This is a genomic window from Myxococcus sp. CA040A, assembly GCF_013336725.1.
GTDB classification, from domain to species: Bacteria; Myxococcota; Myxococcia; order Myxococcales; family Myxococcaceae; genus Myxococcus; species Myxococcus llanfairpwllgwyngyllgogerychwyrndrobwllllantysiliogogogochensis.
This window is the reverse complement of sequence record NZ_JABUMR010000004.1, coordinates 648,786-662,514: the sequence shown is the minus strand read 5'-3', so window position 1 is coordinate 662,514 and position 13,729 is coordinate 648,786. Positions and strand designations below refer to the sequence as shown.

Genomic DNA, 13,729 nt, shown 5'->3' with positions numbered 1-13,729 from the left:
CGGCGGGGGACGGGGCGGTCCACGAATCGCGCGCGTCAGGCCGACATGACTGATATTCGGGGCTCCACATGAGTGATGGCGTGCTGATGGAGACGCGTGGGGCGGTGGGCGTGGTGACGCTGAACCGTCCGAAGGCGCTGAACGCGCTGAATCTGGAGATGTGCCGACAGCTGCATCCCCAGCTGGATGCGTGGGCGGCGGACCCGGCGGTGAAGGCCGTGGTCATCCAGGGCGCGGGTGGCCGGGCCTTCTGTGCGGGAGGCGACGTGCGCGCGGTGGCGGCGTCCGTGGCCGAGTCTCCTCGGGGCGAGCAGGAGCGGGTGTCGCGTGAGTTCTTCCGCGCCGAGTACGCGCTGAACCACCGCATCCACCACTTCGGCAAGCCGTACGTGTCGCTGGTGGACGGCGTCTGCATGGGCGGCGGTGTGGGGCTCTCCATCCACGGGGCGTACCGGGTCGTGACGGAGAAGCTGGTGCTGGCGATGCCGGAGACCGCGCTGGGGTTGTTCCCGGACGTGGGGGGCGGCTGGTTCCTGCCGCGCTTCCCGGGTGAGTCGGGGACGTATCTGGGGCTCACCGGGGCCCGGTGTAGCGCGGCGGACGCGATGTGGCTCGGCTACGGGACGCACCACGTGGAGTCCGCGCGGCTCGCCTCGGTGTTGGAGGCGCTGGTGAAGGCGGAGTGGGGGACGGGGCCGGCGAGCGCGGTGGTGGAGCGGATCCTCGCGGGCTTCCACGCGGACGCGGGGACGTCGGTGCTCGCCACGCAGCACGCGGCGATGGACCGGTGCTTCGCGGCGGAGCGGGTGGAGGACATCCAGCAGGCGCTGGAGGCGGAGGGCTCGGCGTGGGCCCAGGAGACGTGGGCGACGCTGGTGCGCATGTGTCCGACGAGTCTCAAGGTGTCATTGCGCCAGCTGCGGATGGGGCGCACGCGGGACTACGACGAGATGGTGGCGGTGGAGTATCGGCTGAGCCAGTCGATGACGGCGCGCGCGGACTTCCGCGAGGGCATTCGCGCGGTGCTCGTGGACAAGGACAACAAGCCGCGCTGGCACCCGGGCACGCTGGGCGATGTCACCGAAGCGGACGTGGAGGCGTGCTTCGCGCCTCGGGCGGGTGACGAGTTCGTCGTGTCGTCGAATTAGAGCGCCCAGCTCCACGGGCCCTGGCGGGCGGCTTCGTCGCCGGGATTGGGGAGGACCTGGAAGTCCCAGTCCAGGCGGCCACAGCCTCGGCATGGAGGAGGCAGGCCACCGACGTTGCGCCAGACGATGGTGAGGTCCGCCGGGTCGAGGTAGAGCGCCTCTGTTTCCGAGTCGTGCAGGTACTGTGTCTCGCACGAGGCGCAGCGGACGAGCTCGAAGTCCTCGTCGCCGAGCACCTCTCCACCCCTGCGGCGAATCTTCTCGGGACAGGGCGAGAGCACGGACATGGAAGGGCTCTGGCGCGACAGGCTACAGGTCCTCGTCACTGACAACGGTGACGCCCTCGGAGCGGAGCAGCGCCGTGGTGATGCCCTCACCGGGCCTCAGTGTCCCGGACTCGTAGACGCGCTGGCTTCCGCAGGAAGGACTCTTCTCCTTCAACAGCGCTACCGAAGCACCGAAGTTGCGCGCGGCATCCAGGGCCAGTTGGGCGCCTCGCTTGAAGTCCTCGGTCCGGTCGACGCGAGCTTCTCGTTCCAGCGCCCGCGCCTGTCCCGCCCAGACGTCGACACCCGAGCCACCGCAGAGGTCCACGGGAGGACGAGGGATGGGAAGGCCCGAGCCCACTTCGGGGCAGACGGGAACGACTGCCTTGCCCTCCAGCGCCGCGAGCACTCTCTCGGAGCGCTGCGAGCGACCGTCGTACCGGCAGGCTTCCCCGAGCAGGCACGCGCTCACGAGCACCGTGGATGCCTCGCGAAGCGCCGCGCGCCTGTCGTCCTTTGACGGGTCCGCGCACGCCTGCGCCGAGCCGGGCTTCGAAAGGTCGGCATGCTCCGTGACTGGGCCCATTCCACCAGCCGCGTCGCCGAGCGCGCCGGAAGGCCCTCGCGAGCCCGTCACTTCACGGCCCCGGGACTGCGCAGCGCCAGCTCTCCCGCCGTCGCTACCGCCGTCACGCGAGTGCACATCCCATTCAGCGCAACCTGTCCCGTCACCGCGAGCCGCACGGCCAACGGATAGAGCCGATGCTCCTCGACGAGGATGCGAGCGCTCAGGCTCTGCTCATCGTCATCCGGCAGCACAGGCACGGCCGCCTGTCCGATGATGGGCCCGGTGTCCGTGCCCGCGTCCACGAAATGCACCGTGCACCCGGCCACCTTCACGCCACGCTCCAAGGCCTGCCGCTGCGCATGCAGCCCTGGGAATGACGGCAGCAGGGAAGGGTGGACGTTCAGCACCTTGCCCGTGAAGCGCCCCAGGAAGTCCGCGCTGAGCAGCCGCATGAACCCCGCAAGGCACACCCACTCCACGCCCGCCGCGCGCAGCGCCTCCAACAGCGCCGCCTCGAACTCCACCTTCGACGCGTGGGCCTTGTGGTCCACCACCACGGCCGGAACTCCCGCCGCGCGAGCCCGCTCGAGCGCGTAGGCGCCAGGCATGTTCGAAACGACGCAGGCCACCTCGGCCGGGAAGTCCTCCCGGGCGCACGCGTCGAGCAGCGCCTGGAGATTGCTCCCGCTGCCGCTGACGAGCACGCCCAGCCGGACCCGCCGTCCGCTCATGGCTCGATGACCGCCGTGGCCTCGCCCTGGCCCGCTTCCACGCGGCCCACCTCGCTGGCCTCCACGCCCCGTCCGCGCAGCACCTCCAGCGCCTTCGCGACGTCCTCCTGTGCCACCACGACGATGAGGCCCAGGCCCATGTTGAACGTATTGAACATCTCGTCCCGGGCCACGCTGCCCAGCTTCGCGATGAGGTCGAAGATGGGCGGCTTCACCCAGGACTTCTCGCTCAGCACCGCGCGCGTCCCATCCGGCAGGCACCGGGGCAGGTTGCCCGGAATCCCGCTGCCGGTGATGTGCGCCATGCCCTTCACCTTCACCTCGGCCAGCAGCGCCAGCGCGTCCTTCACGTAGATGCGCGTGGGCTCCAGCAGCGCGTCGCCCAGCGGACGCCCCAGGCCCTCGGGCGTCGCGTCCAGCGCGAGCTTCGAGTCCTCCAGGAGCACCTTGCGCGCCAGCGAGTACCCGTTGCTGTGCAGCCCCGAGGACGTCAGCCCGATGAGCGCGTCACCCGGCTTCACGCTCTTGCCGTCGATGATGGCCGACCGCTCCACCACGCCCACGCAGAAGCCCGCCAGGTCGTACTCGCCCCGCGCGTAGAAGCCCGGCATCTCCGCCGTCTCGCCGCCCAACAGCGCGCAGCCAGCCTGCTCGCAGCCCAGGGCGATGCCCTTGACGACCTCTGCCGCCGCGTCCACCTCCAGGCGCCCGGTGGCGAAGTAGTCCAGGAAGAACAGCGGCTCCGCGCCACAGGTGAGGATGTCGTTCACCGACATGGCCACCAGGTCGATGCCCACCGTGCCGTGCCGGCCCGCGGAGAAGGCCACCTTCAGCTTGGTGCCCACCCCGTCCGTGCCCGCCACCAGCACCGGCTCCCGGTACTTTCCCGGCGGCAGGGCGAACAGCCCGCCGAAACCGCCGACGCCCGCCAACACCTCCGGACGCATCGTCCGCGCGGCGAAGGGCTTGATTCGGTCGACGAAGGCGTCGCCGGCCTCGATATCCACTCCGGACTGCTTGTAGGTCGTTCCCACGGGCGGCCTTCTATCGGCCGGCGCGCCCGTTGTCTCGGCCAGCGAAAAGGGGGTGTCGGGTTTGAGGCGCGGACGCCTGCACACACTCGCTGTCCCACTGATCCGCACAACATGGAATTTGACCAGGGGGGGAGGGGCTGATTGACTCCTCGCAGGATGGGCGCCGAGGAAACCCTCTTTCAACGTTTCGGCAAGGAATTCTCAAAGGGCACCGAGCTCTTCCGCGAGGGAGAGGCCGGCCGGGAGATGTACGTCATCCAGGCGGGCAAGGTCTCCATCACGAAGCGCGTGCGCGACGTGGAGAAGACGCTTGCCGTGCTGGGCGCCGGAGAATTCTTCGGGGAGATGGCCATCATCTCCAACAAGCCCCGCAACGCGTCCGCGGTCGTCAACGAGGACGCTCGTCTGCTGGTCATCGACCCCAAGACGTTCGAGGCGATGATCCGCGGCAACGCCGAGATCGCCGTCCGGATGATCAAGACGCTGGCGGGGCGGCTCTCCGAGGCGGACGCCCAGATTGAGAACCTGCTCCACAATGATCCGGCCAGCCGGGTCGTCCACCAGCTCATCCTGTTGTCCCAGACCCGGAGTCGTCCGTCCGAAGAGGGCACCGAGGTGGACTTCGTGGTCCGCGACATGCCCCGCCAGATTGGCGTGGGCGAGCCCGCGGTGCGCAACGTGCTGGACCGGATGATCCGGGCCGGCCTCATCTCACGCAGTGGTGACAGAGTCACCGTGTATGACACGGCCAGACTCCACGACTTCCTCCAATACCTGGAGATGAAGTGGAAGTTCGGAGACCTCTAGCGTGAAGCTCCGAGTCCTCGGCTGCCACGGTGGCGAGCTTCCCACGTGCAAGAGCACGTGTTTTCTCGTCGATGACGTGCTGGCGCTCGATGCGGGCGCACTGACGGGGACGCTCTCGTTGGAGGAGCTGTGTCGGGTGGACCACGTTCTCGTGGGCCACAGTCACTTCGACCATGTGAAGGACCTGCCGCTGATGGCGGACCTGGTCATCGGTCGCCGCGACAAGCCCGTCACCATCCACGCCTCGCGCGAGTGCGCCAAGGCCCTGCGCGACAACATGTTCAACAACGCGCTCTGGCCGGACTTCACCCGCATCCCGACCAAGGCCAACCCCGTCCTGCGCATCAAGACGTTCCGCGCCGGCGGCACCTTCGAGGTGGGGCCCTACACGGTGCGCAGCGTGCCGGTGAGCCACCCCGTGGAGTCCTGCGGCTTCATCATCTCCAATGGGAAGACGTCGCTCGCCATGAGCGGCGACACCGGCCCCACCGACAAGCTCTGGAAGGCCCTCAACCAGACGCGCGACCTCAAGGCGCTCCTCTTGGAGACGTCCTTCCCCAACGCCCTCCAGTCGCTGGCCGACATCTCCGGCCACCTCACGCCCCACACCCTGGGCCTGGAGCTCCAGAAGTTCGAGCGCAACGGGACCTCCGTGATGCTCTACCACCTCAAGCCAGCCTTCGTGGCCCAGCTCAAGAAGGAGCTGGCGAGCATGCCGGTGGAAGTCCTGGAGCTGAACGACACCTTCGAGTTCTAGCCCCGTCCCAAGAGGGACGACGCGGCGCGCCACACGGAACGGTTGACGGGCGGAGACGGTCGGATTAACCCCCGGCCCCTCATGGCCTGGTTTTCGAAGAAGCCCCGCATCGCCGTCGACACCCAGCAGCAACCCGAGCCCGGTCCGTCTCGCATGGAGGGCTTGTGGGCCAAGTGCGAGAACTGCGACGAGATCATCTACCGGCAGGAGCTGGAGAAGCACTGGATGGTGTGTCCGCACTGCGACCACCATCATCCGTGGAACGCGCGCGCGCGGCTGGCGACGCTGCTGGACCCGGACAGCTTCGAGGAGTTCGACAAGGAGCTGGAGCCGCAGGACCCGCTCGGGTTCAGTGACACGAAGAAGTACAAGGACCGGCTGAAGTCCACGCGCAAGAACCTGGAGGAGAACGACGCCTTCGTCTCGGGCGTGGGCCGCATCGCCGGCCACCAGGTCTCCGTGGGCGCGTTCATCTTCGAGTTCATGGGTGGCTCCATGGGCTCGGTGGTGGGTGAGAAGGTGGCGAGGACCTTCGAGCGCGCGCACGAGCTGAAGTGCTCGGCGCTCATCTTCTCGGCCTCCGGCGGCGCTCGCATGCAGGAGGGCATCTTCTCCCTGATGCAGATGGCGAAGACGTCCGCGGCCATCGCCCGCTTCCGCACCGGCAACAAGCCGTACATCTCCGTGCTGCTGCACCCGACGACGGGTGGCGTGGCGGCATCCTTCTCCTGGCTGGGCGACGTCATCATCGCCGAGCCCAAGGCGCTCATCGGCTTCGCCGGTCCGCGCGTCATCGAGCAGACCATCCGCCAGAAGCTGCCGGAGGGCTTCCAGCGCTCGGAGTTCCTGCTCGAGCACGGGATGATCGACAGCATCGTCAACCGCAAGGACCTGCGCGCGAAGCTCGGGCAGATTCTCGGCCTGCTGGGCTGAGTCCGCGCGGCTCGCGTCCCTGGCATGAGCGCGCCCCGCACACCGGAGGAGGCCCTGGGCTTCCTCTCCCGGCTCAACCCCTCCGGCATCAAGCTGGGGCTGGAACGGGTGCGCGAGGCGCTCGAGGCCCTGGGCCACCCGGAGCGCCGCTATCCGGTGCTCCACGTCGCGGGCACCAACGGCAAGGGCAGCACCTGCGCCTTCGCCGCCACCGCGCTCCAGGCCGCGGGCCACCGCGTGGGGCTCTACACGTCCCCGCATCTGGTGCGCGTCAACGAGCGCATCCGCGTGGGCGGCGAGGACATCTCCGACGAGGACTTCGGCCGCGCCATCCTCGACGTGTTGGAGCGCTATCCCTCCGCCGTCGCGGAGCCGATGACGTACTTCGAGTTCGGCACCGTCGTCGCCCTGTGGCACTTCGCGCAAGCGGCCGTGGACGTGGTGGTGCTGGAGACGGGCCTGGGTGGGCGGCTGGACGCCACCACCGCCGCGCCGTCGATTGTCACCGCCATCACCCCCGTCTCCTTCGACCACATGGAGTACCTGGGCAACACCCTGGGCTCCATCGCCGGTGAGAAGGCCGGCATCCTCAAGCCTGGCGTGCCGTGCGTCGTCGCGCGGCAGGAGCCCGAGGCCCTGGAGGCCATCGAGGCCCGTGCCCGTGCCCTGTCCGTTCCGCTCTGGGTGGAGGGCCGGGACTTCTCCACCGAGCCTCAGGCCGACGGCAGCCTGGCCTACAGGGGACCAGGCTGGAGGCTGGACGGATTGCGGACCTCGCTGCGCGGACCGCATCAGCTCCAGAACGCTGGAGTGGCGCTGGCCTGTCTGGAGGCCCTCGACGCGCGAGGCATCGCCGTCACCCCCGAGGCGGCGCGAGCGGGCCTGGGCTCGGCGCGCTGGCCGGGACGGCTGGAGGAAGTAGGGCAGGGGCCCACTGTCCTGTTGGACGGAGCCCACAACCCCGCGGGTGTGGCGGTGCTGCTGGCGTCCCTGCGGGCGCTGTATGCGGGTCGCCCCATTCACTGCGTCTTCGGCGTGGTGGCGGACAAGGACCGGGGGCCGATGATGCGGGCCCTCTTTCCCGCGTGTGCTTCCGTCCAGCTCACCCCCCTGGACACCCCGCGCTCGTTGTCACCGGCGGCCTATCTGGACGAAGCGCGCGCCCTGGCCGCCGACGTGGCCGCATGGCCCGACGTGGATTCCGCGCTGGCGGAAGCCCGGCGGCGAGCGGGCGTGGATGGCGTCGTGCTGTGCACCGGTTCGCTCTTCCTGGTTGGCATGGTGCGAGCCCGGAAAGACCGGACCCGAACACCCTGAAGGGCCACCGCGAGACACCTGGACGACGGTGTTTCACCCAGCAGGACCAGGGCTCTCCCGACGAGGCTCGTTGGGGCGACCTTGTAGGGTGGACCTTCGGTCTTCGCTGAGCAAGACGGGTGAGCAGAGGGACTGAATCCTTGGCGCGCTGCATCAGCCGCCGTAGATTCAAGATATGCGCCTGCCGGACTGGAGAGCCGCGACGACCACGGGACCAGCCATCCCCTCCATCGATGAAGTCGACTTCCGGGCGCTTTACTCGAAGACGAAGTACGTGGTGGAGACCGCGGACGGCTGGTCGTTGGTCATCACTCGCTACCGGCCGGTGAAGCAACCCTTCGCCCAGCCGCTGTTCGGTGAGCCCCTGCTGCTGGTGCATGGCTTCTCCCAGAACCGGCACACGTGGACGAGCGGACAGTTCGTCAAGAACCTCCTCTTCTTCGGCGTGGACATCCACATCCTGGAGCTGCGAGGGCACGGCAAGAGCTCCATCGCCTTCCAGAAGGAGCGGGCCGAGCGCTTCAAGCGCCCCCTGCCTCCAGACCTGGACTACGGCTGGGACATCGACAGCTATTTCCTCTACGACCTGCCCGCCGCCGTCTCCGGCGTGAAGCGCATCACCCGCCGCGAGCGCATCTTCTACTGCGGCCACTCCATGGGCGGGATGCTGGGCTACGGCTACACCGGCATCCACGACGACTTCGAGGGCCTCATCACCATCGGCGCTCCAGCGGACCTGGGGCGGGGCTTCATGCTGCTGCGCATGGTGGCGCGCGGCGCGCCGATGCTCGGCGGCATGGTGGACCTGACGCTCGCGGGGCTGAATCTGGGTGGTGAGGTGGAGGGGCTGGGCAGGAAGGTGCTCGCGCGAGGCGTGGGCACGGTGAACGCGAAGCTGGGCAAGAGGCTGGAGCCCGAGGCGCGCCGCAAGCTGCGCTTCAACGCGATGCCGGTGGACCTCATCCTCAAGTTCGTCGAGCGGCAGATTGGCAAGGCGGAGGACTCGCCGCTGTATCAACAGCTCACCACGCGGATGAACCGGCTCATCAACCCGGAGCGCGTGGGCTCCGACGACATCCGCTGGCTGTTGCGCGAGGGCGGTGAGCGAGAGCCGCGCAAGGTGCTGGAGCAGTTCGCCCGCTGGATTCGTCGCGGGGAGATGGTCTGCTACCGCACCGGCTTCGACTTCAAGCGCGGCTTCGAGAAGATTCAAATCCCCATGGCCATCATCTTCGGGGACATGGACCCGCTGGCGTCGGTGGAGTCCACCCGGAGCGTGTATCGCGCCGCCAAGAGCGAGTACCTCCTCTGGCGACCGGTGAAGGGCAACAGCCACATCGAGCTGACGATGGGGCACGACATCCGGCAGATCTGCTACGACATCAAGAACCTCATCGAGTACGCCCGGACGCACCGTCACCGCACGCCGGCCCTGCCGCGCCTTCGCTGAGGGCCGTACGGCTGGAAAGTTGGAGGGTGAGGCGCGCGTGTTAGCATCCGCGCCCACTGTCAACGTGAAGGGGAGTGGTTGATGAAGGCCTCAGCGGTGTGGCTGCTCGGTGTGGTGCTCGTGCCCTTCTGGGCGCTCGCGCAGGCTCCGGCGAACCTGAACACCATCACCGGCGTGCAGGTGAATGGCGGGACGGTGACCATCACCGGCTCGAAGAAGGCGAACTTCACCACCTTCACCATGACGGACCCGCCCCGGCTCGTCATCGACATCGCGGAGGCCGTCTTCTCCGGCGTCCCCGAGGAGACGCAGGTGGGCAATGGCACGGTGACGGGTATCCGCACCGCCAGCTATGGCTCGGATGACTCCGCCATCGCCCGCGTGCTCATCGGCTTCGAGCGCGAGGTGGAGACGGACATCCAGGCCACCGACACGCAGCTCGTCGTCAAGGTGGTCGGCGGGGGCGGACAGGCCGTGGCCCAGGCTCCCACCACACAGCCGGAGCCCGCCGCCGCGCAGCCCACCACGGACGGCACCGCCGCGAAGGCCGCCGCCGCGGCCGAAACCGAGCGTCAGGCCCAGGAGAAGGCCGCCGCCGAGGCCACCGCCCGCGCCGAAGCGGACCGTCAGGCGCAGGAGAAGGCCGCCGCCGAGGCGAGCGCCCGGGCCAAGCAGGACGCGGACGCCGAGCGCCAGCGCCAGCAGGAGGCCGAGGCCCGCGCCACGTCCCAGCGAGAGGACGAGCAGCGCGCCGCGCAGGCCGCCGCCGACGAGCGCAAGCGTCAGGAAGAGGAGGCCCGTGCCTCCGCGCAGGCCGCCGCCGCCGACGAGCGCAAGCGTCAGGAAGAGGAGGCCCGTGCCTCCGCGCAGGCCGCCGCCGACGAGCGCCGTGCCTCCTCCGAGTCCGCCGCCGAGGAGAAGAAGCGCCAGAAGGAGGAGGCGCGTGCCGCCGCGAAGGCCGCCGCCGAGGAGAAGCAGGCCGCCGCCAAGGCCGCCGCGGACGAGGCCGTCGAGGCCCGCCGTCAGCGTGAGGAAGAGGCCCGCGCCGAGCGCGAGCGTCGCCAGCAGGAGCGGGTGGCCTCCGCCACGCCGCGTCCGCGTCGCGAGGTGGCCAGCGGCTCGGACTCGTCCGCGGAGGTGTCGTCGCGGCGCAAGACGATGACGCTGGTGGGCTTCCAGCAGCAGCCGGGAGTCTCGCGCGTCTTCATCCGCACCAACGAGCCGGCGCGCTACACGGTGAGCGAGCAGGGCAACGCGGTGGTGCTGGAGCTGGAGAACAGCCGCATCGACCTGAACAACAACACCCACCCGCTGGACACGTCCTTCTTCAACTCGCCCGTCACGCGGGTGGAGGCGGACGCGAACGGCCGCGATGTGCGTGTCACCATCCAGCTCCGGCAGCAGGCCCCGGTGCAGGCGCGGCAGGACGGCAACGTCATTTCGTTGGATTTTCAGCGCACGGCTCGGTGATAAGGGCGACCGCGCGGCCGTGGCGCGGCATACCCTGCACCCCTGAATGAGCCTCCTCGTTCCGCTCGCCGCAGCGCTGCTGGTGTCGTCAGCGCAGATTCCGCTCGCCACCCAGGTCCAGCTCCCCTCCGGCGAGACGGTGGAGCTGGCCGCGGACTTCCTCACCTACGAGGCCGACAAGCAGCTTCTCACCGCGCGCGGCCACTGCGAGCTGCGCACCGGCGAGATGCTGCTGCGCTCCGACGAGGTGACGTACGACGAGGCGAACCAGGTGGCCACCGCCACCGGCAACGTCATGTTCGTGGGCCCCGACGGCATGGCCGCGGTGGCGGACGACGTGCACGTGGACATCCGCACCTTCGTGGCCACCCTCAAGGGCGGCCTCTTCATGCAGAAGAAGGGTGTCACCCAGGAGGCGCTGCTCACGGCGAAGACGCCCCAGGAGCTGCGTGCGATGGGGGAGACGCCCATCATCCTCAGCGGCTCGCGCATCCGTCGCACCGGTCCCAACGCCTTCGTGGTGGATGACCTGGCCTTCACCCCGTGCGAGTGCGGCCCCGGAACGCCGACCTGGCGCATGGAGGCGAGCTCCGCCAACGTCATCCTCGGCGAGCGCGCCACGCTGACCTGGCCCGTCGTCTACATCCAGTCCGTCCCCATCTTCGCGCTGCCCTGGGTGTATCTGCCGCTGGCGGAGCGACGCACGGGCTTCCTCTTCCCCAGTCCGCAGTTCTCCAGCCTCAATGGCCTCGGCCTGGAGCAGCCCCTCTTCGTCACGCTGGGTCGCAGCTACGATTTGACGTTCACCCCGGGCTACTACCATGGCGCGCTCGTGGAAAAGACGCACGACCCCGATGGCAATTCCGAGACGAAGAACACGATTACCTACGAGGAACCGCGGCCCAACGGCGTGAAGGGCCCCCGGTTGCTCACTGAGTTCCGCTACGTGCCCAGCGAGCGGACGCGGGGGCGCGCCACGCTCGGGTTCCTCTACGACTCGCGGCCCAAGCTGGACCCCACGACCCTCGACTTCTTCCGCTATCCGGTGGATCCGAACGGGATCAGAAAAATCATCGACGCCCCGCGCGGACTGCGAGGAGAGGCTTCCTGGCAGCACTTCCAGGACCTGGGCTCGGGTTGGTACGACCGGGTGGACGCGTCGGTCGTCTCGGACGGCAACTACACCCGCGACCTCACCGCAGACATCCTCGTCCAGGGGCTGGATTACCTGCGCAGCACCGCCACCGTCTTCCGGCGACAGGAGGACTCCTACGCGGGCCTGGACGTCTCCCTGCGCCAGGACATCCGCTGGCCCTACCGCTTCTTCCAGGACAACCGCGTGCCGGCGGAAGTCGACCCGCTGCGGCCGGACCTGCCCTCACCGAGGACCTTCCAGCGACTGCCCGGGCTGGTCCTGTCGCTGCCCGAGCGCCCCCTCCTCGGGGGCCTCACCGGAGGACTGCGCGCGGAGTTCACCCGCCTGGCCCCCATCCATGAAGGCTTCGGGGACGAAGGCGTCGACGGCATCTTCCGACCCAATGGCAACTACCTCCGCCTGGGGGTCGGTGACGCGCCGGACCCCGGTCAATCCAATGCCCTCTTCGACTCGAGGGACCGCGAGGCCAGGGACCGCATCGACTTCACGTCCCGGCTGTCGACGTCGGTGGCGCTGGGGGACGTCGCGCGCGTGACGCCGTCGTTGTCGCTGCGCCAGGACGTGTGGGCCGGTGAGTACTCCGGCAAGTCTTGGCAGCGCGGCTACCCCATCGGCGGGCTCATGCTGGACACGCAGCTGAGCCGGACCTGGACGGGCGCGAAGACGAGCTACCGCCACAGCTTCGCGCCCTCCCTGGAGCTTCGCTACGTGCCGGGAGGGTGGGGGCGGGTGCCTTCGGCGGGCGCCGAGGATGGAGGCCTTGCCCAGCCCTACGACCAGATTGATCGGGCGGTGCCGCTCGCGCCTGATGGCTCCACCCGGGGCTTCCTCCAGGGTGTGCTCGCCGTGGACCAGTCCCTGCGCGTCAAGACGGGCACCCAGGTCCGTGAGCCCCTTCGGCTTCGCATCGGTCAGGGGTTCGACCTGACGCGCTACGTGCCGGCCGCCAACAAGCTGGGAGACCCCGAGCCCGTCCTGCGGGACACCTTCGCGCGACTCAGCGCGAGCGCCGGCGTGTTGACCGCCGGAGGGCTGGTCCGGCTCGACCCCAGGTCCGGCCGCATCACCCAGCTCAGCGCTGACTTCGCCATCGACGACGGCAAGGGCAACGCCCTGTACGCGCGCTACGACGACATCCTCACCACCAGCCGGGAAGCCCTCGCCAAGGGTGATTCCCCCTTCGCGCAGGGTCCCGATACCCTCCGCCGCCCTCTGGATGCCTTGGTAGGCGGTGTATCCCGAGAAACGCCCGGCCTCCCTCCGGCCGAGCGGTCTCAAGCTCTCATCGCGGGTGCGCGTTTGAAGCTCGGATTTGGCCTCGGGGTGCGGTACGAAGCTCTGGTGCAGCCCCTTTACCAAGATCAAATAACCCAAGAGTACAAGCCCCTCGCCCAGCAGACACTGGGCGTGTCGTATGGGCCAGCATGTGACTGCTGGCGCATCGAAGGGGTTGTGACTCTGCGACGTGATATCGGGTTGGAATTTTCCGATGTGAATGTCAGCGTCGCGGGTGTCGGATCGTTCGGTTCGGGCGGCTAGGAATCACCCCATGTGCATGGTGGTTCCACCAACCCCCAAGCAGCCAGGAGAAGTATTTCGTGTCGGACCTCGGAAAACGAATCGGCCAGCGCATCCGCGAGCTTCGTACGCAGAGGCCGGAGCGGTGGACGCAGGAGGAGCTCGCGGAGCGGGCTCAAATCAGCGTCTCTTTCCTTTCCATGATCGAGCGTGGAGAGCGTGTCCCCCACGTGGAAACGCTCGCCGCCCTGGCCAACGCCCTTGGCGTCAGCCTTGGAGAGCTTTTCACCGGAACGGAGCAGACCCTTGCCCAGACGGAGGACCTGCTGCGTCCTCTGTCTGATTTCGCGCGCGCCCGGGGCCTCACGGCACGGGACGTGGACCGCCTGCTGGGGGTCGCCCGGGTGATGTTCAGCGGCACCGCCGCCTGAATTCCACCCCGGGGGGCCCCTCGCCGGACGCAAGGGGCCCATCGGTCTTCCTGTCCTGTCCTTGACTGGACGGTAGGTAGACCGGGAAGATGATGGAAATGCGCTGTGCGCTGCTCGCGCACAGCGTGCTTCCTTCTTCGTCA

General features: G+C 68.8%; 13 protein-coding genes. 9 read left to right on the top strand and 4 right to left on the bottom strand.

The window, feature by feature from the left end; translation table 11 throughout:
- Window positions 1–68 precede the first annotated feature (68 nt).
- Window positions 69–1,148, top strand: coding sequence for an enoyl-CoA hydratase/isomerase family protein (locus tag HUA75_RS19755; RefSeq protein ID WP_141648196.1), 1,080 nt, complete (start codon window positions 69–71; stop codon window positions 1,146–1,148).
- Here HUA75_RS19755 and HUA75_RS19750 read toward each other — a convergent pair.
- Genes HUA75_RS19750 through purM form a run of 4 tightly spaced genes read right to left on the bottom strand, consistent with a single transcriptional unit; the run spans window position 1,145 to window position 3,747 of the window.
- Window positions 1,145–1,435: a hypothetical protein gene (locus HUA75_RS19750; protein ID WP_141648195.1), complete on the bottom strand. Its 291-nt coding sequence runs from the start codon at window positions 1,433–1,435 to the stop codon at window positions 1,145–1,147. The two genes, HUA75_RS19755 and HUA75_RS19750, sit on opposite strands and share 4 nt — an antisense overlap.
- Window positions 1,436–1,457: 22 nt before the next feature.
- Window positions 1,458–2,000, bottom strand: a complete 543-nt coding sequence (locus tag HUA75_RS19745; RefSeq protein ID WP_141648194.1) for a DUF523 domain-containing protein — start codon at window positions 1,998–2,000, stop codon at window positions 1,458–1,460.
- A 47-nt stretch (window positions 2,001–2,047) separates the two neighbouring features.
- Window positions 2,048–2,713 (bottom strand): phosphoribosylglycinamide formyltransferase, encoded by a 666-nt coding sequence (gene purN / locus HUA75_RS19740; RefSeq protein ID WP_174487270.1) that lies wholly within the window; start codon window positions 2,711–2,713, stop codon window positions 2,048–2,050.
- Window positions 2,710–3,747, bottom strand: coding sequence for a phosphoribosylformylglycinamidine cyclo-ligase (gene purM / locus HUA75_RS19735; RefSeq protein WP_141648192.1), 1,038 nt, complete (start codon window positions 3,745–3,747; stop codon window positions 2,710–2,712). The genes purN and purM overlap by 4 nt, the downstream gene beginning before the upstream one ends.
- A gap of 156 nt (window positions 3,748–3,903) precedes the next feature.
- Between purM and HUA75_RS19730 the strand changes: the two genes are divergently transcribed.
- The 8 genes from HUA75_RS19730 (at window position 3,904) to HUA75_RS19695 (ending at window position 13,586) form a co-directional block, all read left to right on the top strand.
- Entirely contained in the window at window positions 3,904–4,554 is a 651-nt protein-coding gene (locus HUA75_RS19730; protein ID WP_141648199.1) for a Crp/Fnr family transcriptional regulator, read from the top strand.
- A 1-nt stretch (window position 4,555) separates the two neighbouring features.
- Window positions 4,556–5,311: an MBL fold metallo-hydrolase gene (locus HUA75_RS19725; RefSeq protein WP_141648191.1), complete on the top strand. Its 756-nt coding sequence runs from the start codon at window positions 4,556–4,558 to the stop codon at window positions 5,309–5,311.
- An 81-nt stretch (window positions 5,312–5,392) separates the two neighbouring features.
- The gene (gene accD / locus HUA75_RS19720) at window positions 5,393–6,244 is read left to right on the top strand and encodes an acetyl-CoA carboxylase, carboxyltransferase subunit beta (protein WP_141648190.1); all 852 of its coding nucleotides are present in this window, start codon (window positions 5,393–5,395) and stop codon (window positions 6,242–6,244) included.
- Between the two features lie 24 nt (window positions 6,245–6,268).
- Window positions 6,269–7,561: a folylpolyglutamate synthase/dihydrofolate synthase family protein gene (locus tag HUA75_RS19715; protein ID WP_174487269.1), complete on the top strand. Its 1,293-nt coding sequence runs from the start codon at window positions 6,269–6,271 to the stop codon at window positions 7,559–7,561.
- A 175-nt stretch (window positions 7,562–7,736) separates the two neighbouring features.
- Window positions 7,737–9,011 (top strand): alpha/beta hydrolase, encoded by a 1,275-nt coding sequence (locus HUA75_RS19710; protein WP_174454997.1) that lies wholly within the window; start codon window positions 7,737–7,739, stop codon window positions 9,009–9,011.
- Between the two features lie 81 nt (window positions 9,012–9,092).
- Window positions 9,093–10,481, top strand: coding sequence for an AMIN domain-containing protein (locus HUA75_RS19705; protein WP_174487268.1), 1,389 nt, complete (start codon window positions 9,093–9,095; stop codon window positions 10,479–10,481).
- A 46-nt stretch (window positions 10,482–10,527) separates the two neighbouring features.
- Complete coding sequence (locus HUA75_RS19700) at window positions 10,528–13,176, top strand: LPS-assembly protein LptD (protein ID WP_174487267.1); 2,649 nt, start codon at window positions 10,528–10,530, stop codon at window positions 13,174–13,176.
- 59 nt (window positions 13,177–13,235) lie between these two features.
- On the top strand, window positions 13,236–13,586 hold the full coding sequence (locus tag HUA75_RS19695; protein WP_002634858.1) for a helix-turn-helix domain-containing protein: 351 nt from the start codon (window positions 13,236–13,238) through the stop codon (window positions 13,584–13,586).
- Window positions 13,587–13,729: the final 143 nt, after the last annotated feature.

Bases quoted from the DNA above. Each gene is read 5' to 3' on its own strand.
- HUA75_RS19700 (WP_174487267.1), top strand. From the start codon at position 10,528: ATGAGCCTCCTCGTTCCGCTCGCCGCAGCGCTGCTGGTGTCGTCAGCG.
- purN (WP_174487270.1), bottom strand. From the start codon at position 2,713: ATGAGCGGACGGCGGGTCCGGCTGGGCGTGCTCGTCAGCGGCAGCGGG.
- HUA75_RS19710 (WP_174454997.1), top strand. From the start codon at position 7,737: ATGCGCCTGCCGGACTGGAGAGCCGCGACGACCACGGGACCAGCCATC.
- accD (WP_141648190.1), top strand. From the start codon at position 5,393: ATGGCCTGGTTTTCGAAGAAGCCCCGCATCGCCGTCGACACCCAGCAG.
- HUA75_RS19730 (WP_141648199.1), top strand. From the start codon at position 3,904: ATGGGCGCCGAGGAAACCCTCTTTCAACGTTTCGGCAAGGAATTCTCA.
- HUA75_RS19755 (WP_141648196.1), top strand. From the start codon at position 69: ATGAGTGATGGCGTGCTGATGGAGACGCGTGGGGCGGTGGGCGTGGTG.
- HUA75_RS19745 (WP_141648194.1), bottom strand. From the start codon at position 2,000: ATGGGCCCAGTCACGGAGCATGCCGACCTTTCGAAGCCCGGCTCGGCG.
- HUA75_RS19750 (WP_141648195.1), bottom strand. From the start codon at position 1,435: ATGTCCGTGCTCTCGCCCTGTCCCGAGAAGATTCGCCGCAGGGGTGGA.
- HUA75_RS19715 (WP_174487269.1), top strand. From the start codon at position 6,269: ATGAGCGCGCCCCGCACACCGGAGGAGGCCCTGGGCTTCCTCTCCCGG.
- HUA75_RS19705 (WP_174487268.1), top strand. From the start codon at position 9,093: ATGAAGGCCTCAGCGGTGTGGCTGCTCGGTGTGGTGCTCGTGCCCTTC.